The sequence below is a fragment of the Ahrensia kielensis DSM 5890 genome (assembly GCF_000374465.1).
Taxonomy (GTDB): Bacteria; Pseudomonadota; Alphaproteobacteria; order Rhizobiales; family Rhizobiaceae; genus Ahrensia; species Ahrensia kielensis.
The window spans coordinates 103,499-123,075 of record NZ_KB894532.1 but is presented as its reverse complement, the minus strand read 5'-3'; the positions used below and the strand labels follow the sequence as shown (position 1 = coordinate 123,075).

The 19,577-nt window shown below is 50.2% G+C and carries 21 protein-coding genes; 11 read left to right on the top strand and 10 right to left on the bottom strand.

The genetic code is table 11. The annotated features are described in order from the left end of the window. The first annotated feature begins 38 nt into the window (after positions 1-38). Complete coding sequence (locus C504_RS18425) at positions 39-707, top strand: hypothetical protein (protein ID WP_018690092.1); 669 nt, start codon at positions 39-41, stop codon at positions 705-707. 1 nt (position 708) lies between these two features. Here C504_RS18425 and C504_RS18005 read toward each other — a convergent pair whose 3' ends face one another. Continuing rightward, on the bottom strand, positions 709-1,620 hold the full coding sequence (locus C504_RS18005; protein ID WP_018690091.1) for a metallophosphoesterase family protein: 912 nt from the start codon (positions 1,618-1,620) through the stop codon (positions 709-711). Between the two features lie 89 nt (positions 1,621-1,709). On the opposite strand from C504_RS18005, the gene C504_RS0114510 reads away from it, so the two are divergent. Next, on the top strand, positions 1,710-2,159 hold the full coding sequence (locus tag C504_RS0114510; RefSeq protein WP_245555225.1) for an NUDIX domain-containing protein: 450 nt from the start codon (positions 1,710-1,712) through the stop codon (positions 2,157-2,159). Here the strand turns inward: C504_RS0114510 and C504_RS0114505 are convergent, their stop codons facing one another. Then, entirely contained in the window at positions 2,160-3,137 is a 978-nt protein-coding gene (locus tag C504_RS0114505; RefSeq protein WP_018690089.1) for a glutathione S-transferase family protein, read from the bottom strand. A 258-nt stretch (positions 3,138-3,395) separates the two neighbouring features. Between C504_RS0114505 and C504_RS18000 the strand changes: the two genes are divergently transcribed. Next, on the top strand, positions 3,396-3,953 hold the full coding sequence (locus tag C504_RS18000) for a GNAT family N-acetyltransferase (protein ID WP_083923204.1): 558 nt from the start codon (positions 3,396-3,398) through the stop codon (positions 3,951-3,953). 35 nt (positions 3,954-3,988) lie between these two features. Here the strand turns inward: C504_RS18000 and C504_RS0114495 are convergent, their stop codons facing one another. From C504_RS0114495 to C504_RS0114480, 4 genes are read right to left on the bottom strand one after another with little or no spacing between them, the layout of a single operon-like run. After that, positions 3,989-6,076, bottom strand: coding sequence for a hypothetical protein (locus tag C504_RS0114495; protein ID WP_018690087.1), 2,088 nt, complete (start codon positions 6,074-6,076; stop codon positions 3,989-3,991). Beyond that, positions 6,077-8,881: a DUF4159 domain-containing protein gene (locus C504_RS0114490; protein WP_018690086.1), complete on the bottom strand. Its 2,805-nt coding sequence runs from the start codon at positions 8,879-8,881 to the stop codon at positions 6,077-6,079. Next, positions 8,881-9,807, bottom strand: a complete 927-nt coding sequence (locus tag C504_RS0114485) for a DUF58 domain-containing protein (RefSeq protein WP_018690085.1) — start codon at positions 9,805-9,807, stop codon at positions 8,881-8,883. The genes C504_RS0114490 and C504_RS0114485 overlap by 1 nt, the downstream gene beginning before the upstream one ends. 14 nt (positions 9,808-9,821) lie before the next feature. Further along, the gene (locus C504_RS0114480) at positions 9,822-10,829 is read right to left on the bottom strand and encodes an AAA family ATPase (protein ID WP_018690084.1); all 1,008 of its coding nucleotides are present in this window, start codon (positions 10,827-10,829) and stop codon (positions 9,822-9,824) included. Between the two features lie 143 nt (positions 10,830-10,972). Between C504_RS0114480 and C504_RS0114475 the strand changes: the two genes are divergently transcribed. Genes C504_RS0114475 through C504_RS0114465 form a run of 3 tightly spaced genes read left to right on the top strand, consistent with a single transcriptional unit; the run spans position 10,973 to position 13,411 of the window. Next, positions 10,973-11,596, top strand: a complete 624-nt coding sequence (locus C504_RS0114475) for a DUF1285 domain-containing protein (RefSeq protein WP_018690083.1) — start codon at positions 10,973-10,975, stop codon at positions 11,594-11,596. Beyond that, entirely contained in the window at positions 11,596-12,213 is a 618-nt protein-coding gene (locus C504_RS0114470) for a CoA pyrophosphatase (RefSeq protein WP_018690082.1), read from the top strand. The genes C504_RS0114475 and C504_RS0114470 overlap by 1 nt, the downstream gene beginning before the upstream one ends. Continuing rightward, on the top strand, positions 12,206-13,411 hold the full coding sequence (locus tag C504_RS0114465; RefSeq protein WP_026317535.1) for a CCA tRNA nucleotidyltransferase: 1,206 nt from the start codon (positions 12,206-12,208) through the stop codon (positions 13,409-13,411). Before C504_RS0114470 ends, C504_RS0114465 begins: the two co-directional genes overlap by 8 nt. On the opposite strand, the gene C504_RS0114460 is transcribed toward C504_RS0114465, so the two are convergent. Both C504_RS0114460 and hemF read right to left on the bottom strand, forming a co-directional pair. Continuing rightward, positions 13,412-13,876, bottom strand: coding sequence for an MOSC domain-containing protein (locus C504_RS0114460; RefSeq protein WP_018690080.1), 465 nt, complete (start codon positions 13,874-13,876; stop codon positions 13,412-13,414). Positions 13,877-13,906: 30 nt separating this feature from the next. Next, positions 13,907-14,821, bottom strand: coding sequence for an oxygen-dependent coproporphyrinogen oxidase (gene hemF / locus C504_RS0114455; protein WP_018690079.1), 915 nt, complete (start codon positions 14,819-14,821; stop codon positions 13,907-13,909). 244 nt (positions 14,822-15,065) lie between these two features. On the opposite strand from hemF, the gene C504_RS18585 reads away from it, so the two are divergent. Together C504_RS18585 and C504_RS0114445 are read left to right on the top strand one after the other, a co-directional pair. Beyond that, positions 15,066-15,248 (top strand): hypothetical protein, encoded by a 183-nt coding sequence (locus C504_RS18585; protein ID WP_245555224.1) that lies wholly within the window; start codon positions 15,066-15,068, stop codon positions 15,246-15,248. Positions 15,249-15,262: 14 nt separating this feature from the next. Beyond that, positions 15,263-15,700, top strand: coding sequence for a GNAT family N-acetyltransferase (locus C504_RS0114445; protein ID WP_018690077.1), 438 nt, complete (start codon positions 15,263-15,265; stop codon positions 15,698-15,700). On the opposite strand, the gene soxR is transcribed toward C504_RS0114445, so the two are convergent. Then, positions 15,697-16,167, bottom strand: coding sequence for a redox-sensitive transcriptional activator SoxR (gene soxR / locus C504_RS0114440; RefSeq protein WP_018690076.1), 471 nt, complete (start codon positions 16,165-16,167; stop codon positions 15,697-15,699). The two genes, C504_RS0114445 and soxR, sit on opposite strands and share 4 nt — an antisense overlap. Positions 16,168-16,237: 70 nt before the next feature. Here soxR and C504_RS0114435 point away from each other — a divergent pair, with 70 nt between their 5' ends. Beyond that, entirely contained in the window at positions 16,238-16,627 is a 390-nt protein-coding gene (locus C504_RS0114435) for a VOC family protein (RefSeq protein ID WP_018690075.1), read from the top strand. Here the strand turns inward: C504_RS0114435 and C504_RS0114430 are convergent. Further along, positions 16,624-17,091 (bottom strand): tRNA (cytidine(34)-2'-O)-methyltransferase, encoded by a 468-nt coding sequence (locus tag C504_RS0114430; protein WP_018690074.1) that lies wholly within the window; start codon positions 17,089-17,091, stop codon positions 16,624-16,626. The two genes, C504_RS0114435 and C504_RS0114430, sit on opposite strands and share 4 nt — an antisense overlap. Before the next feature lie 266 nt (positions 17,092-17,357). Between C504_RS0114430 and C504_RS0114425 the strand changes: the two genes are divergently transcribed. Both C504_RS0114425 and C504_RS0114420 read left to right on the top strand, forming a co-directional pair. Continuing rightward, a complete protein-coding gene (locus C504_RS0114425) occupies positions 17,358-17,666 on the top strand; it encodes a hypothetical protein (protein WP_018690073.1) in 309 nt (102 codons plus the stop codon). Positions 17,667-17,675: 9 nt separating this feature from the next. Then, a complete protein-coding gene (locus C504_RS0114420; RefSeq protein WP_018690072.1) occupies positions 17,676-19,547 on the top strand; it encodes an ABC transporter ATP-binding protein in 1,872 nt (623 codons plus the stop codon). Positions 19,548-19,577: the final 30 nt, after the last annotated feature.

Here is a 19,577-nt window from a genome sequence, read left to right as displayed (position 1 = left end):
TTATGGTTAATAATGAGTTAGCGTATTTGGAGCCACAAATGGCCTTTGATCGACCCGATCGCGTGAAAAACGCACCCAAAAGCAGCCTTGTCGATGCCGTGCGCGATATAAAAATCGCTTCGGCCGAGCGCGGCGATATTGTCATCGATATGAAGGAAGCGGACCGCGCACGTCTTGAGCTTCTTGCACAGGAACTTAAACCTGTGTTTGACGAAGTGCCGCTTGATGACGAGCGCTTTGATTTTGCTATTTCTTCTGGCCTTCAGCCGCGCCTTTGGATTGATGCAACGGCGCATGTGATGATGGGCAAAGACCGTCGCCAATATCGTTTCGTTCGCGATAGCCGTCTGGGGCGTCTCACCCTTGCAGAAGGCACTGCGATTGAACCGATTGCGCAGTCTGTTACCAAGTATATTGCCGAGCGTATTTATGAACGTGAATTGGCGTTTGCTGGCGATGATATTTCGTATCGCACTCAAACAGTTGCCGATGAAGAGAAGGCTGCTCAAGATATTGCCAGCGAAGAAGCCTCAAAGCATGCTGATCAAGCTGCCGAGGAAAAGGAAACGGTTGTTGAAGAAGTTTCAATGGCTGCCAAGGATCGTGCGAGCAAAACAGCTGCGAGCAAAGTTGGCTGGTTTTTGATCGCGGCTTTCGTTGTTGGCGGCACGCTTCTGTTGGCTTTCCGCGATAGTATTTTCGGCTAATCTAACCGTAGAGTTTGCGGCTGTCAGTAATATCAAAAGTTGAGGCTGTCGCAGAATTCACGCTGTGAGAGGTCAATGTGCAATGCCATTGGCCCGGCTCTCCTGAAATAACAAAATGATTATAGGCCGCAGCTGGTTTGCGGCCGCCGCCGCTTTGGCTGGCAGAAGGTACGCCAATCACTGGAACTTTGGTGCCGTTTGGGCCTTCAATCTCATGGCGTTGTGGCAAATGGGTGTGGCCGTGCAAAACCAGTTCTGCGCCATATTCGCGAATGACCTTCTGGAAAAGGCCAATGCCATATAAGCGTTTATGTGGCGGTGTCGCATTGCGCACAGGCGGGTGGTGGATCATCACCACACGGAACAAGCCAGCCTCACGTGTTTGTTCTAATAGCTTGATCAGCTTTACCGATTGGCGTTTGCCGAAGCGGCCTGCAGCAACAAAGGCCGGTGTTGCAACGGCGCTGGAAACCCCGATGATTGCCACATTGTCACGCACACGCAAAAACGGAAATGTTTCGCCTTTAACGTAATTTTGCTGATCATCATTGGTCATATATGGCCACCAAGCTTTGATGGCTTTGGCCAAAGTTCCCGATATATAGGCATCATGATTGCCTGGCACGACGGTTGTGGTTTGAGGATCAAAATTAGCGCGTAGCCATTCGCCCGCTGCCACGACTTCGGCATCGAGACCGATATTGATCAAGTCACCTGTTATAGCCACATGGTCAGCATTTTCACGGGCAAGCTCGCTGATGAGGCTATTGAGTGTTGCGCCGCCAAGATTACCTGCGCGGTTGCGTTGCCAGTTAATATAGCCAGTTACACGTTTGCTGGCTAATTCGCGTAGCTTTGCTTTGGGTAGTGGTCCGAGATGAACATCGGAAATATGTGCAAGTGTGAAACCCATTTTTATTAGCTAACGCCTTATAAGCATGTCGTAAACGCTTCATGCAAAATTTTATTTCGTTTCTTCGCTCATTAATGCATAAAGGCCCCATGTCCATTAAAACTCGTCTGTTTCATTTGTGGTTTTTGTTCTCGCGGCCAATGACGCTTGGCGTGCGCGCTGTTGTGATTGACGATCAGAAGCGCGTTTTATTGGTGCGCCATACCTATGTGGCGGGATGGCATTTTCCAGGCGGCGGCGTTGATGCTGGCGAGGCATGCCAAGACGCAGTTTTGCGCGAGCTCAAAGAAGAAACTGGTTTGCTCACGAGCGAGCCTGCACAGCTATTTGGTCTATATCTCAATCGCAAGGTGACAAAGCGGGACCATGTTGCAGTTTATACTTTGTCTAATTTTTCCGGCACTTTGAAGAAACAGGCTGGTGAAATTGCTGAGCTTGGCTGGTTTGCCATTGATGATCTACCAGCCGAGACGACCCAAGGGGTTCGTGATCGACTGGCAGAAATCATAGATGGCAAAGCGATTTCCAAAATTTGGTAGTTAGAGCCGCGCGCGGTCATGGCTTTGAGAGAAATCAACATCGGGGCCAACGGGCACAATGCGTGTTGGGTTGATGGTCTCATGGCTTGCGTAATAATGCGCCTTGATGTGGTGCATGTTCACAGTCTCAGCGACACCTTCAATCTGGTATAGTTCCTTCGTGTAATTCCAAATGTTCGGGTAATCGGCGATGCGGCGAATGTTACATTTGAAGTGACCAAAATAAACCGGATCAAAACGCACAAGCGTTGTAAATAGCCGCCAATCCGCTTCAGTGATTTGATCACCCATAAGATAGCGCTTGGTACTCAATCGTTCTTCCAGCATGTCCAATGTATCAAACAGCGGATAAACGGCCTCTTCATAAGCTTCTTGCGTTGTTGCAAAGCCAGAGCGGTACACACCATTATTGACCGTTTTATAAATGCGATCATTAATCGCGTCGATGTCGCTACGCAATGCTTCTGGATAGTAATCGGTGTGGTCGCCAGTGATCTCGTTGAACGCTGAATTAAACATACGGATGATTTCAGAAGATTCGTTGGAAACGATCGTGTTGTTTTTCTTGTCCCACAAGACCGGCACTGTGACGCGTGTTGTCACATCAGGCTGCGCCTTTTGATAGATTTCGCGCATGAAAGTTGAGCCGAAAAGATCATCACCCTTAGCTGCATCATCGGTTTTAAATGTCCAACCATCCGCGGCCATATAATGATGAACCACTGATACGGATATCAGATCTTCAAGTTTTTTGAGTTTACGGAAAATCAGCGTTCGGTGCGCCCATGGGCAGGCGAGTGAAACGTAAAGATGATAACGCCCTGCCTCTGCCTTAAAGCCGCTGTCACCGGATGGGCCCGCTGTGCCATCTGCGGTTACCCAATTGCGGAAGCTGGCTTCCTTGCGCTCAAACCGACCGCCGCTGGATTTTGTATCGTACCATTTGTCGTGCCATTGCCCGTCGATTAGTAAGCCCATTTTTGTCTCCGTCATTCTTGAGTTATTGTATATTTAGAGCGAACAGTCGCAGCAATCATCAGGTGAAAGTGTGAACAGTGCGTCACGGTAAAATAGCGCAACAGTAAAAAAGTATCTTTACGGTTGCATGATCTGGTGCTACCGGAATGTCATGATTTTAAAAGCTGAACATATTTCGTCGCTCCGACGACGATAGGAAAAAATCTTTGTGCCTGTTTGCGGGCTTTTTCCTATGCGCTTTTAAATTCTGGATTTCTCATGAAACAACAATCCTCTGCCTCACTGGCAACTCACGCCACAGCTCCGTCATTTACGATTTCGCTTGAAACCAAAGCGCATCACCAAACGATAGAACAGCTACATGAAACTGTGTTTGGACCGGGCCGGTTTACACGGGCAGCTTTCCGCGTGCGTGAACAGGGTTCTCACGATCCTGAACTGTCTTTTGTGGCAACGCAGCCAGATGGTAAGATGATTGGCAGCGTTCGGCTGACATGGGTTACAACATCGGTTAGCCGTTCAAAGGGACTGTTGCTTGGCCCTTTATGCGTTGTGCCTAATTTGCAAAAACAGGGTGTTGGCAAAGCACTTGTCGCCAAATGTGTGGAAGCTGCCAAGCAGGTAAGTGCTGACTATCTTATGCTTGTTGGCGACCAGCCATATTATGGTCCGCTTGGCTTTGATGTTGTGGCTAAACGCAATGTGTTGATGCCGGGGCCCGTTGACCTTAACCGGTTGCTCGTTTGCCCGCTTGGTGGGTTTGACCCGTCCGCTATGGCAGGGCTTATTTCACATAGCGACATACTGCCCAATTGATGAGAGGCGTTTCATATTTTGAAGTGTGAAACGCTCTATTTGCCCTCACGATACCACATCGCGCTGAAGGCAAGCAGTAGTAAGGCTAGCCCAAGAAAACCAGCGAACACGCCTTGGCGGTTGATGCCACGCAATTCGGTTTCTTTCGTCATTTTAAAGCCAATCCAATCACGGCCCGATGTCTCAACATTGCTGCGTATTGGCAAAATGTTTGGCACATTGATATCGCCGTCACCGTTCAACAAGCGGCGTGTATCACCGCGAACTTCGTCAAGGTAAGGCTTTAAAATATCCGCTGTGGAAATCATATCGCGGAACTCTGGCGCATTGATAGGACCGATATGCGCAAGCGTGGATTTGGTTGCATCGGATACTTCAAAAAGGCCTATCTGGTTGGTTTCATAAGTGCCTTCAAACAGTCCTTCATCGGTCTTTTGCAGCTCCAGAATTATCTCCTGACCATCGGGCGCAATAATGGTTACTGCGTCTGCAGCATCAGCCATTGTTTGGCGGCTGACTTTTAATGCCTGACCATCTGGTTCTGCGGTTAAAGCTTCGGCTTCAAGGTCCGGTTCTTTCATCAACCAATGCGCTAAACGGCGATATAAATTCACATGTGGTCCGCCGCCTTCAAAGCCGCGTGCCCATAGCCAGCCATGATCTGACAGCATCAAGCCGACACGGCCTTCGCCATATTCGTCTAAGACAAGCAGCGGTTTGTCATTCGCTGCCTGCATGATGGTGGTGCCTTTAACATCCTGCACATCAACGGTGCGGAACCAGCGGCCCCAATTTGGTGGCTCGTCTGCACCGCCCGGTAAGTCGCGTGTCACCGGATGCCGTTTGCCGTCATCGCTGATGCGCGGGTAATAACCTGCCATCTGAACTTGGCCCGTGGGAACCGCAGGCAGCGCATTAAACAAGGGCGTTCGTGCAACGGACGTATCGCCAGCATATTCATCGCCAGCGGCAATCAGCAGTGCACCGCCACTGCGCACATATTCGGCGATATAATCATAATAAAGCACGGGTAAAACATTGCGGTTTTGATAGCGGTCAAACACGATCAGATCAAAATCCTCGATCCGCTCGACAAATAATTCGCGCGTTGGAAAAGCAATCAAAGACAGCTCGTTGATTGGCGTGCCGTCCTGTTTTTCAGGCGGCCGCAAAATCGTAAAATGAACCAGATCAACCGACGCATCGGATTTCAGCAAATTGCGCCATGTGCGCTCACCAGAGTGTGGTTCGCCAGAAACCAGTAGCACCCGCAAATTCTCACGAATGCCTTCAATGCGCACAACCGCACGGTTATTATTGCCCGTCAGTTCGCCGTCAATTTCATCGGTTGCAAATTCGATAATGTTTTTGCCCGAACGATCAAGCTCGATCTTAGCTTCAAATGTTTCATTGGCCAGCGCTTGTTCAATGGCCAGTAACTCGCCATTGCGATAGATCGACACTTCAACATTTTCATTGCCTTGCGGCACGTTGCCTTGGTGTTCGATACGGTAGCTGACTTGAACCGGATCGCCAACAATTGCAAAGCGCGGTGTTTTAACCAATTGCACCTTGCGGTCATATTCGTCTGGATGTCCGGTAATCAGCGCATGAACTGGCGCCTCAAATCCCAGCGCTTCGCTGATGTTTGGTACATCATGCACTTGCCCATCGGTGATGAAGACCGCGCCGCCAATGCGCGCGGGTGGTACATCGCGAAAGACAGAGCGCAACGCTTCGAAAAGGCGGGTCTCGGTCTGTGTGTTTGCAGTTTCTGTTTTGGCTGTTTCAATCACCCGCACATCGAATTGGTCATAACGCTCAAAATTGGCGGTTAAGCGCTCCACCGCTTGCGCGGTGGTTTCGGTGCGGCCATCAAGCCGCTGGCTTTGGCTTTCATCGACGATGATCGCAACGCTGGTTGGCAAAGCTGTGCGGTCTTCTTGGCTGATAACAGGATTGGCAAGCGCAATGGCAAGGGCCAAGAAAGCGAGTGCACGCAAGATGCTGCCTCGCGTGCGCAAAGCCATAATGATGCCAGACAGAAGAACGGCCAGCGCCAGCGCAATCCAGATAACAGGCCAAGGCAAAAACGGGTCAAAGGCAATGGAATAATTGGTCATTTACTGCCCCAATCTTTCAAGCAGAGCAGGAATGTGCACCTGATCGGCTTTATAGTTTCCGGTCAGCATATACATCATGATGTTGACACCTGTGCGAAACGCATAAATGCGCTGCATGGGATTGCCAGATGCAATAGGGCGCAGTGGCACGCCGCTTTCATCGAGTGCCCAAGCCCCTGCCAGATCATTGCCGGTAATAAGAATGGGAGATACGCCATCACCGCTACGAACAGGCCTGTCGATATTATTTTCATCATTGCTTGCCTGAACCCAAAGCGGCGAACCTTCATAGACGCCCGGAAAACTATCCAAAATATAGAATGATTTGGTTAGAACGTGGTCTGCGGGCACAGGCTCTAAGGGCGGCACATTTAAGTTACGCATGATATCGCGCAAGCGTTGGTTTTCAGGGCTTTGACCTGAACTGAATGAACCGCCGATCTGATCGCGGGTATCAAACAGAATACTGCCGCCAGCTTGCATATAAGCATCAAGCCGCGCAATTGCGGTTTCACTTGGCATGTCGGCATCAGCATCAATGGGAAAATAAATTAGCGGATAGATGGCCAGCGCATCTGTCTCTATATCAAGCCCAACCGGATCGCTTGGCTCAAACGCTGTGCGCGATGCCAAATAACGGCTAATGCCCGAGATGCCAGCTTTTGTGATGGTGTCTGTGTCTTGCCGACCCGTCAGCACATAGCCGATGCGGGTTGCATCAAGATTTTCAATCAACAGCTCATCGCCGGGTTTAGCGTCCTGCGCATGGGTAGGGCTTGGGGCAAAGCTTATTGCGGCAATGGCTATGAGCAGTGCGGTACTTGCACCTGCTGATTTGTAACCGCGTTTGAAACGCCCATTAATCCAAAGCATGGCCAATGTGTCGATGATGAGCAAAAGAAACGCTATGGCAAAGAGCCAGCCGCTAAGATCTGTTTCTTCTGCAACAGCATAGGGAAGCGCTTCTGTTGACACCTCTGTTTGCGGCAACACAAATGGCTCTAATGTTGCGCCTGTATTTAGAATGTTGAGCGCAGAAAATGCGTCTTGCGTCCCATATAGGCCAGCTGGATTTTCATAGGTTGTTACAGCTGTGTTGGCCGTGTCGCGCGGCTTAACAAAAGAGGGCGGGTTAATCAGCTCGCCGTCACTGCGCAATGTGCGAAGGGGGCTGAGGGCCTCGCCCGTTGCGGACTGCGATGTGTTATCGCTAGCACCTGTATTGGCGGAGATATCTGCGATCCTGCGCAACATATCAACGAACGAACCGCTGATTGGCAGGTTCGACCATGTTGCTTCGGCTGTCACATGGAAAAGCACAATGGTGCCTTTGCCGCGCCGCTCACCAGTTACAAGCGGTGTTCCATCTTGAAGGCTTGCCCATGTTTTTTCCGCAAGCTGCGCATCGGGGTTTGCAAGCAACTGCCGATTGACGGTCACATCGCGTGGTGCATCCAATTCAGCAAAAGGACCATTGGCTGAAAAGGGGGCAACAATCTGCGGTTCTGTCCATGTTAATGCGCCGCCAAGTTCGCGTTCGCCGCTGCGCAGTGAGACAGGCAAAAATGGATCATCATCGGCGGAGGCTGCAAGGCGCGGTCCGGCAAAACGTACCAGTGTGCCGCCAGCTTCTATCCATTCTTCAATTTGGTTTTCGACAACATTTGGCAAGACGCCGATATCGGCCATAATGATGACGGCAGGGCCTTGCTCTAAAATCTCAGGAATATCGACGCTCAAATCATTGCTGCGCGGGCGCACAATATCTGCATAGGGCTGAATGGCGCGGGCGATATAATAGAGCGGCGATAAGAGTGGCTGATCTTCATCGCCAGCAAGACCGCTGAACAGCGCAAAGCGTCGGCGGCGATTATTCTCATCAAGCATATATGTCGCGGCGGCGTTCTTCTGATTTTCAATGCGGAGTGTCGCCATGTCATTGCGCAATTCAAACGGTACTTCAAAGGCAGCAATCGCCTCACTGGCACCATCTTCAAAGAACGCCGTTGCTGTTCCGAGCAGTCGTCCTTTTTCATCAATTGCATTGACGTTAATCTCGTCGGCAAGCTGCGAATTTTGCGAACGGATAATCGTTGCTTCCAGCGCGTTGGTGCGGTTTTGCGCTTCGCTGATGGCGGCGATCTGCGTGATTTCACCGTCAAAGAGCAATGTTTTTGCAACTATATTGGCGTCCAAATTCAGGGCGCTATCTTGTTCTCGCTGAGCAAGACCATCGCTTAAAATTGCAAGCGTTGCGTTTTCACTGCCCAATGCTGCTTCGCCAAGACGGCTCAAAGCTTGCGCGCGGTTTGGTTCCGCTGCAATCGGCTCAAGCGTTGCAAAAGAGGCAGCAGCTGTTGCCGCATCCACCAAACGGATTGTTGCCGCTGGCGGTGATACGCTCGGACTGATTGCGACCGGAATACCGCGCTCGCCTGCTGATTGAATGAGGGCTGCGCCTGTTCTTTGCCGTGCTTGCCAATCGCTGGCGGAGGCCCATGAATTATCGACCATAATCAGCAGCGGGCCTTCCTCAAGTGCCATTTCGGTTTGCGGATTGAGCAGGGGACGCGCCAGCGCGAAAATCACCAGAGCAGCCAGCGCCAAGCGTAACAAGGTCAGCCACCAAGGGCTTTTGGCGGGTGTTTCTTCGCGCTTGACGAGTTTTTGCAGTATGCGCAGCGGCGGAAACACTTCTGTTTCTGGTTTGGGCGGCGTTAAGCGCAATACCCACCAGATGGCAGGCAGAGCAATCAAACCAAAAAGCACGGCGGGTAGGGCGAAGGCGAAGGGTAGTCCAAGCATTAGTATGTTCCGGCCATTTTGGTGGTTGCTACCGGATTACCTGTCATAAACCCATGCAATCGGACGAGTGTTTCAGATGCTAAATGGTCTGTGCGGCTAATGGTGTAGCTGCCGCCATGGGCACGGCAGCGCATTTGTAAGGCGTGCCTGCGTGCTTGATAAAGATTGCGATATGCTTCTCGCCAATCTTCGGCGCGACCTGCCGTTAGCCTTGTGCCTGTTTCTGGATCAACAAATTCTGTACGACCGCCATAGGGGAAATCTTCTTCTGCCGGATCGACGATCTCAATCAGATGCATACGCGCGCCTTGGCCTGCCAAATTATCAATCATTGCCAGCGTTTCGTTGGTATCGCCTAAAAAATCACTGACCAAAACAACATCGCTAAACCGTTGAACCTGCGTGAGCGATGGTGTGTCTGGTAAATCGTGTGGCTGTGTTGCAAAAGCGGTTGCAAGGCGTTCAGCGCCTTTACGGTTGGCAGAAGGTTTTAAAAGGCCGGGATAGCCAACGCGTTCACCAGCGCGCGCAAAGAGTTCTGCCAAAGCGAAAGTCACCACCATTGCGCGGGATTCTTTTGATACAGATGCCGCCGATGATTTGAACAACATGGACGACGACCGATCGACCCAAAGCCAGATTGTATGGGCGGCCTCCCACTCTTGATCGCGCACATAAGTTTGGTCATCGCGGGCTGACCTGCGCCAATCAATCCGCGCCATTGTTTCGCCCTGTGTGTAAGGGCGATATTGCCAGAATGTTTCGCCGATGCCACGCTTTTTGCGCCCATGCCATCCGGCCATAACCGTGTTGACGATGCGAAGCGCATCAACAAGCAGTTCAGGCACTAAGGCAGCGCGTTGCCGTGCACGGGTTAGCGCATCATTATTGCCTGTTGGCTTTGTGGATTGGCCGATAGTCGCCATAAGTTTGGCTGCTCCTAATCCAGCTTTGCAACAAGATCTTTTATGATGCTTTGAACGCTCATGCCTTCTGCACGTGCAGCAAAGGTTAATGCCATGCGGTGCTGCAATACAGGTTCTGCAAGTGCACGCACATCATCCATTGAAGGGGCGAAACGACCATCGTAAAGCGCACGTGCGCGGGCACATAGCATCAAGGACTGGCTGGCGCGCGGGCCAGGGCCCCAAGAAATATGTTTGTCGGTTGTCTCATTGCCATGGCCGGGCCGTGCAGAACGCACCAGCTTCAAAATGGCATCGACCACGCTTTCAGGCACAGGCATGCGGCGCACCAAAAGCTGGATAGCTTGCAGCTTTTCTGTGCTCAAAACGGCTGTTGCTTGCTGCGCGATGGTGCCTGTTGTTTGCAATAGAATTTGGCGCTCAGCTTCAAGCTCTGGATAGTCGATGTCGATCTGCATCAAAAAGCGGTCAAGCTGAGCTTCTGGCAGCGGATAGGTGCCTTCTTGCTCCAACGGGTTTTGCGTTGCAAGCACATGGAACGGTGCTGGCAGATCATAGCGCGCACCTGCAACTGTCACATGATATTCCTGCATTGCTTGCAAGAGTGCCGACTGGGTGCGCGGGCTTGCGCGGTTAATTTCGTCGGCCATGAGGAGCTGCGTAAAAATAGGGCCTTTGACAAAGCGGAAGGCACGTTTTCCATCGCCGCTTTCTTCCAGAACTTCTGAACCTAAAATATCGGCAGGCATAAGATCGGGTGTAAATTGCACGCGGCCTGCATTGAGCCCAAGAACGGTGCCTAATGTTTCAACGAGTTTGGTTTTGGCCAAACCCGGAACGCCGACAAGCAGGGCATGGCCACCGGATAAAATCGCTGTAATGGCGCTTTCGACAACTTGTTCTTGCCCGAAAATAACCTTGGCGATTTCTTCCTTGGTTTTGGCAATATCGCTCAACGCGGCTTCAGCCTCGGCGACGATTTTTGCTTCATCGACCGTTTCGCCGGTTGTGTGTACGCTCATTTGCCTTATCTCCTTAAGTGGGCCACGTCTAAACAACGTAAATCAGTTCGGATTGCTGACAAGGCGTTTCCGACTGACTATTTCGTGAACGCAGGTATTATTCAACGAACGCTACACGATTCTGCGATCTTTAAGGAGTATGCATGACAGATAAAGGCAATGCCAAGGCAGAAACGAAACAGATGAGCTTAAATAGTTTGCAGGACATGCTGGCGCGTGCGCCGGGGGCCGGTAAAGGTCTGCCGCCTGTTGATAAGTGGAACCCGCCATTTTGCGGTGATTTGGATATGGAAATCCGCGCGGATGGTTCGTGGTACTATTTGGGCACACCTATTGGACGGCCGGAACTTGTCCGTTTATTTTCGTCTGTTTTGCGCAAAGATGACGATGGTAAGACATATCTTGTCACGCCTGTGGAAAAAATCGGTATCCGCGTGGTGGATGCACCCTTTCTGGCTGTTGAGATGAATGTATCCGGTGAGGGCGACGCGCAGAAGCTGACATTTCGCACACTGACCGGCGACATTGTTGAAGCAGGCAAAGACAACCCGTTGCGTTTTGAAATTGCAAATGAGAATTATGGCCTTAAGCCCTATATTCATATGCGCGGACGGCTTGAAGCGCTCATTGGGCGGCCTGTGATGTATGAGCTGGTTGAGATAGGCGAGCATATCGAGATTGATGGTGTTTCCATGTTTTCTGTTCGCTCCAATGGAACAGTCTTTCCAATCATGCCATCTGAAGAGTTGGAGCGCGCCAGCCAGTGATGGATTTTTCGATTGAGAATTTTCGCCACCGCGCAGCGCGGCAAAGCCGCGACTTGCATTTGGGTGAAACGGGCGATTTCCATTTCAATCCTGATTTGGAAACGGTCATCCGCGAAAATGCTGTGCGCGAAGCGGCGGTGTTAATCGGTGTCTTTGATGCGCAGGACGGGCCGCATCTATTGCTGACTGAGCGCACCACCACGCTGCGTTCGCATTCGGGCCAAATCGCATTGCCCGGTGGGCGCGCAGATGAAGGCGACCGAACTTTCGAAGAAACGGCCATGCGCGAATGCGAAGAAGAAATCGGCATTGGCGTTGATAATTTGGAAGTTGTTGGCCGCCTGCCGACATATCTTTCGGGGTCTGGCTACCGTATTCATCCAATTATGGCCGTTGTTTCTGGCGATTATCAGTTAAAGCCCAATCCCGATGAAGTTGCCGCTATTTTTCATGTGCCACTTTCGTTTTTGATGAATGAGCAGAATCATGTGAAAGCGGACCGTGATTGGCAGGGCAAGAGACGTTATTTTTATGAAATGCCCTATGAAAATCGTTATATTTGGGGCGTGACGGCGGGTATTCTGCGCGTCATGTATGAAAGGCTTTATGTTGACTAATTCAGGCAAAATCTCTGCTAACTGGCTAAAAGACCAGGCGCTCATTCAATTGTTTGATGCGCTGGAAAAAGATGGTGGGCAGGCCCGTGTTGTTGGCGGTGCTGTGCGCAATGCGCTGATGGGGCGCACGGATAGCGACATTGATGTTGCAACAACAAGCACACCGGATGAAACATTGGCGCTGCTACAGGCTGCCGATATTAAAGCCATACCCACAGGTATCGACCACGGAACTGTGACGGCTATCATTGCGGGCAAAGCGTTTGAAATCACCAGCCTACGCAAAGATGTTGAAACCGATGGCCGTCATGCGGTTGTCGCGTTTGGCACCAGTTTTGAAGATGATGCCAAGCGCCGTGATTTTACAATTAATGCGATCTATGCCGACCGCGAGGGCAACCTCTATGACTATGTGGGCGGGCTTGTTGATATTGAAACTGAAACGCTGCGGTTTATTGGCGATGCTGGCACGCGCATCGAAGAAGATTATTTACGCATTTTGCGGTTCTTTCGCTTCTTTGCTTATTACGGCAAACATCGGCCAGATGCACAGGGTCTCAAAGCCTGCGCACGGCTGAAAGATGGTTTGGGCGGCCTTTCGGCTGAACGTATATGGAATGAAATGCGCAAGCTGTTTGGCGCGCCTGATCCATCGCGTGCGTTGTTGTGGATGCGGCAAGTCGGGGTTCTGACCCAGCTTTTACCAGAGAGTGAAAAATGGGGCATTGATGCGATCCCGCCGCTTATGGAAGCTGAGCAGGCGCATGAAATTAAACCCGATGCGATGATACGTTTGATGAGCATCATTCCGCCGCGCGTTGATACGGTCAACGATATTGCTAAGCGTTGGAAACTCTCCAATGCAGAACGCGATAGATTGCGCGTTTGGGCAAGTCTGCCGCAGCAATTACCAAAAGATGATCGTGCTTTGCGCCGCCTTGCCTATCGTCATTCTAAAACGGCTGTGCTGGACGGCCTGCATGTTCAAACGGGCTTGCGCCGTGATGAAGAATTGGCAAGTGCGGCTAAAACACTTGGCGCGTGGATTATGCCAAACATGCCGATTAAGGGCGCAGACTTAATGGAGCGAGGCTTTGAAAAAGGCCCATTGCTTGGCGCGAAACTCAAAGAGCTTGAGACCGCTTGGGTGGAAAGTGATTTCAGTTTGAAGCGGGATGAATTGCTGGCGAAAATTTGATTATGCAATAAATTCTAATTTGTCGCCAAGGCGTATCGCGCCCTCTTCAATGACGGTCGCGATTATGCCGCCATGGCCGCGCATGGCGTTATAGCCGCCAATGCCAAATTCATCTTCCATGCGGCTGCATGGTGCGCACAATCCTTTGCCTTGCAGTGTCGCGGTGCCAAGTTTGAATGTGCGGTCTTTAAGGCCAAGCACATTGATGCCGGAAATAACGACATTGCGGCGCAAAAGGGCAGGGTCTATTTCACCGCGTCCAACAAGGCTTGCGATAACCGGTAAATGCTCTGCCTGAATAAGGGTGACAGCGCGTTTGCCAGCTTTTGTGCGGTGATCGCCAACCAAGCCAAAATCTTTGATCTCAGCTTCTTGCAAGATGCGCATAGGTTGACGCCGCACAGGCCGCACGCCGATCCATTCAATTGTGCCAGCGCGCGGAAATTGCGCAAGCAGTTCAGCCATTGTGTATCTGCCAGCAATACTCATATCAATCTATGGCCACTTAACTGCAGGTGGCATGGATGATAGGATGCTGTTTACATTGCCGCCGGTTTTAAGTCCGAAAATTGTGCCGCGGTCATGCAAGAGATTAAACTCAACATAGCGGCCACGGCGAATAAGCTGCTCTTCGCGGTCTGCGTCTGTCCAAGGCGTGTTGAAGTTTTTGCGCACAAGATGAGGATAAACAACTGCAAAGGTGCGGCCGATATCTTTTATCATCGCAAAATCGGCATCCCAGCCACCATCTTCATCGCTTGAATGACGCCAGTCGCAGAAAATGCCGCCAATGCCGCGTGGCTCGTCGCGGTGGGGCAAATAAAAATATTCATCGCACCAGTTTTTAAAGAACGGATAGTCGGCAACTTTATGTTTGCTGCATGCCAGTTCGAAGGACTTGTGAAAGGCGACCGAGTCAGGGTCTTCCTGCGTGCGCCTGCGGTCAAGAACCGGTGTTAAATCCGCCCCGCCGCCAAACCACCATGAGGATGTTACCACCATGCGTGTGTTCATATGAACGGCTGGCACATTTGGGTTTTGCGGATGTGCAATCAAGGAAATGCCAGACGCCCAGAATGTAGGGTCTTCTTCTGCGCCTGGAATTTGCTTGCGAAATTCTGGTGAGAATTCGCCATAAACCGATGATGTGTGCACGCCGACTTTTTCAAAGACACGGCCATTCATCATCGACATGGTGCCGCCGCCGCCTTTGCCTTCATCGCGCAGCCAAGGCTCTTGTTTAAAACGGCCCGGCGCATATTCTGAAAAAGGCCCAGTCAGTTCGTCTTCAAGTTTCTCGTAATCTGCGCATATTTTATCGCGCAAACTCTGAAACCAGTTTTCAGCAAGTGTCTTTTTTTCTTCTATGTCGGCTGGCAATCCTGCCGGCAGCGTTGGTCGTTCAACCATCTAACCCATCCCCTGATATTCTGATTTCTTGCTAAACCCCGACGCATGATTTGCCAAGTCTGCTTTAGGGCAAGCTTGTGCGGCGAAAAGCTGCGCTTTGAGATTCATCTGGTCAAACACCAGATTTATGGTTAACATTTTCTTGAAAGAATCGCGTTTAGTTGTGTGTGAAGGGGATATGATGGCACCGCCCAAGATACCCAGAGAACGATTTTCGGCAAATTTGGCCCAGAGCCGTGCCCGAATGGAAAAATCGACTTTCGTGCGTGAAACATATCGCCAGCCCCGTGCTGCTGCGCGCATAACAGCAAGAAAATGGTTCACAGAATACCCTAAAGCGGCCTATTGGACACAAGTTGAAAGTTGGCGTCTGCTGGACGGGGATGTTGTTGAGTTTACCATGCGGCGGCTGCCCAGCGCTGATTAAATATAGAGATAAAAATGAAGATTATGTGCCGCCGCGCGACAAGCGCAGCTGATTTTGCAGCGTCTATGGCTATTCGCGAAAGCGTTTTTATTGGCGAGCAAAATGTACCTGCTGATCTGGAGCGGGACGGGCTTGAAGATGAGTGCCTGCATTATTTGGGCGCATTAAATGGCAAGATCGTTGCGACCGCACGGGTGATGCCGAAGGCCAGTAAGTTCAAATTTCAGCGTGTTGCCGTGATGAAATCTGCGCGCGGCACTGGTCTTGGCGCGCAATTGATGCGCTTCATGATGGATGATCTGGCCAAACGCGATGATGCGGCGGGTAAAGTGTTTTTCCTATCAAGTCAGGTCAGCGCAATCGGATTTTATGCGCAGCTTGGTTTTGAGGTGTGCTCCGATGAATATATGGATGCTGGCATACAGCACCGCGATATGAAACGGGCGATTTAATCCGCGCTTTTTCGCGGTTCGAGAACCCAGCGCGGCCCAAAGCCGGAGTGAGCGGCCCAATCGTCCTGATTATAGAGCTTGCACTTTTGAAGTGATAGACAACCGCAGCCAATGCACCCATCCAGCTTATCGCGCAGGCGTTCCATCATCGCGATCCGCTCATCTAACACGGTGCGAAAACTGCGGCTTATCTTCTCCCAGTCTTTTTTATTGGGTGCGCGGTCATCGGGTAGTTTTTCAAGCTCGCCCCTAATTTCGCTTAACGTAAAGCCCAAGCGCTGGGCAATGGAGATGAAAGACACTTTGCGGATTTCAGATCGCATAAACCGTCTATTGCCGCCTTCGCTGCGGATGGCCTGTATCAAGCCTTCGTCCTCATAAAAACGTACCGCCGATACTTTTATACCTGTGCGTTCAGCGACTTCTCCAATCGATAAAGTCACGAATTTTCTTTTTTTAAGTTTCATAAAAATAACTCTTGATCTCAAGTGTACTTGAGAAAGTAGTTTGTATTTATGAACAAGGAAAGGATTTATTATGCCTACACTTCACGCCTCTTTAGAGCACGTTAATTTCACGGTTCCCGATGCGAGTGAAACCGCAGCAATGCTTTGCAAATTGTTTGGTTGGAAAATCAGATGGCAGGGGCCAGCAACCAATGGCGGGTTCAGTGTCCATGTCGGAAGCGATACAAGCTATTTGGCTGTTTATTCGCCTGCGCAAGGCGCGCAAGTTGCCGATATTAATAAGGCCCGATCTGGTCATCTCAACCATGTTGGCATCGTTGTTGATGACCTTAAAGCAGTCGAGGAAAAAGTTAAATCCATGGGCTATAAGCCCTATAATCATGCAGATTATGAGCCAGGCGAGCGGTTTTACTTTGATGATGAAAACGGCATTGAGTTTGAGGTTGTGCGCTATGATTAAGTTTGTTGGCGCACTGCTTCGCCTGCCACCATTGCAACAGATAAAGCGAGGTTCAAGCTACGTGCCCCTTCGCGCATTTTTATCGTCAGGCGCTGATCGCACTGGTCACGCACATGATCTGGAACGCCAGCGCTTTCACGACCAAATAAGAGGATATCATCTTTGGTGAATTTGAAGTCGGTGTAGCTGACATCCGTTTTGGTGGTGAGTAAAACCAATCGCATCTGTTGCTCTTTTCGCCAAAGGGAAAAGGCATCCCAATCAAGGTGACGGGTCAGGCTTGCCATTTCAAGATAATCCATGCCTGCACGTTTTAAATTGCGATCTGAAAGATCAAAACCTGCCGGTTCGATGATATGAACTGCCGCGCCTATGCACGCTGCAAGACGTAATATCGTGCCGGTATTGCCTGCAATGTCGGGCTGGTACAATGCGATATGGCAGGATGGGTTGTTGTTGCTCATTTGTCGCACTTTCTAATTTGTATTGTATTGTCATCGATTTTTACTTGAGGATTTCAAATGGAGGTAGTATCAGGCACGCACCGTAACACGAGCCGCGAAGGAGAGTTCTATGTTCACAGTTCTTATACATATGCCTACTTCAGTCGGCACCTCACATCGTTCAGATCTCCGAGTCTGCACCCATGTGGTCTCCTTCTAGCACGCGGTTTTAGCACTTAATTTTTGTTGTTTGACCGCCGGTTTGTTTCCAAACGGATTTTACGGTCATGTCTATTCAAGATTTCGTGCTTTTGCACATTCCAAATGAGAAGAAGCTATTTTCCTTCAGTTTTTTGCCGGAAAGTAATTGTTCTGCTCAGTTCAAAACTTTCTTAGCTTTATTGGCGTTGCTTACCGCGCTTGGTGTCAGTATTTATTATTCAATCCCTGAGCCAGAAGTTCGGCAGCGCATACAGGCTGATATGCAGAAGCGCTCAGCTGAGCCGGATTTATGCTTGTTAGAAAGACAACGTCATTTCGAAATAGTGGAAAGAGGCCTTGTGCCTTCGCCTTTTCGACCATGCATGTATTATTAAGGTGCCACAATGAATATTCTATTTAATTGGTTCGAAAAACGGGTCGACCCTTTCCCGCAAGATACACCTCAGCAACCGCCAGATCGCTTGCTGGCATTTTGCCTGCATTATACGCAAGGAATCTGGCGGTGGTTGATCCTTATTTCAATTTTGACGTCGCTCATTGCGGTGTTGCAGGTCGTCATATTTGGCTTTTTGGGCGAGGTTGTTGATTGGCTTGCTACGGCTAATCGCGAGACTTTTTTCCAAGACGAGTTTTGGTCGCTTTTCTGGATGGGCGCTGTTGTTATCGTATTCTTGCCAGCGCTTGGTGCGCTTAACATCATGCTTTTGCACCAGACAATTTTCGGCAACTTTCCGATGCGGATACGTTGGCGGGCGCACCGTTATATGCTGGGCCAAAGCTATGGTTTTTATCAAGATGAGTTTGCAGGGCGTGTGGCAACAAAAGTTATGCAAACGGCGCTTGGTGTGCGTGAAACGGTGGCCAAAATAATTGACGTGTTCGTCTATGTTGTTGTTTATTTCGGTGGCGCGCTCATTCTTGTCGGTAGTTTGGACATGGCGTTGATGCTGCCATTTATCGGGTGGGTTTGTTTTTATATCGCTCTATTAGCTTATTTCCTGCCAAAAATGCGGCATATATCCGAACTGCAATCCAATGCACGGTCTACAATGACAGGCCGGATTGTAGACAGCTACACAAACATACTCACAGTGAAATTGTTTGCTCATAGTAGTGGTGAGCAAGATTACGCTAAAGCGTCAATGAACGAGTTTTTGAATACGGTCCATCCACAAATGCGTTTGGCCTCCAAGCTCAATATGAGTCTGGATATTGCCAACGCTTTCTTGCTTTTTTCTGTTGGCGCTGTGGGGCTGCTTTCTTGGCAGGCAGGCAATGCCACCGTTGGCACGATTGCTGTTGGCGTTGGTCTTGTTATGCGTCTTGAAGGCTTGTCGCATTGGTTCATGTGGGAACTTGCTGGCCTGTTTGAAAATATTGGCATGGCAGAAGATGGCATGAAAATGCTGTCAAAGCCTGTTGTTGTTAATGACAAAGCGAACGCTAAAGCTTTGACGGTAACAGGTGGTGCGATTGATTTTGACAAGATCAAGTTCAACTACGGCAAGGATGGTGGCGTTATTGAGGAACTTAGCCTTTCTGTTGCGCCGGGCGAAAAAATTGGTCTTGTTGGGCGCTCGGGCGCTGGCAAATCAACACTAATGAATGTGTTGCTGCGCCTTTACGATATTGAAGGCGGTGAAGTGCGCATTGATGACCAGAACATTGCTGATGTTAGTCAGGAAAGCCTGCGTGAACAGATTGGTGTGGTGACGCAGGATACATCGCTGCTGCACCGTTCTATCCGCGATAACATTGCCTATGGCCGTCCTGATGCGAGCGAAGAAGACATTATTCAGGCTGCAAAACGTGCCAATGCGCATGACTATATTCTGGATCTTGTCGACCTACAGGGGCGCACTGGCTATGACGCACATGTGGGCGAACGCGGGGTAAAGCTATCTGGTGGTCAGCGCCAGCGTATTGCGATTGCCCGTGTGTTTGTTAAAAACGCGCCTATATTGGTGTTGGATGAAGCGACATCAGCGCTCGATTCAGAAGTGGAATCAGCCATTCAAGAGAGCTTAAATGCTCTCATGGAAGGCAAGACCGTGATTGCAATTGCGCACCGTCTTTCAACGATTGCAAGCCTTGATCGACTTGTGGTGCTTGATCAAGGTGCGGTGATTGAAGAAGGCTCTCATGAGCAGCTTTCAACGTCGAACGGTTTGTATTCACAGCTTTGGGCGCGTCAGTCTGGCGGCTTTCTTGGGTTAGACGATCTTGGGCTAGACGAGGATGTCGAAGCAGAATAATCCTCGTTAGAAATACCTGTCCCGATTTCT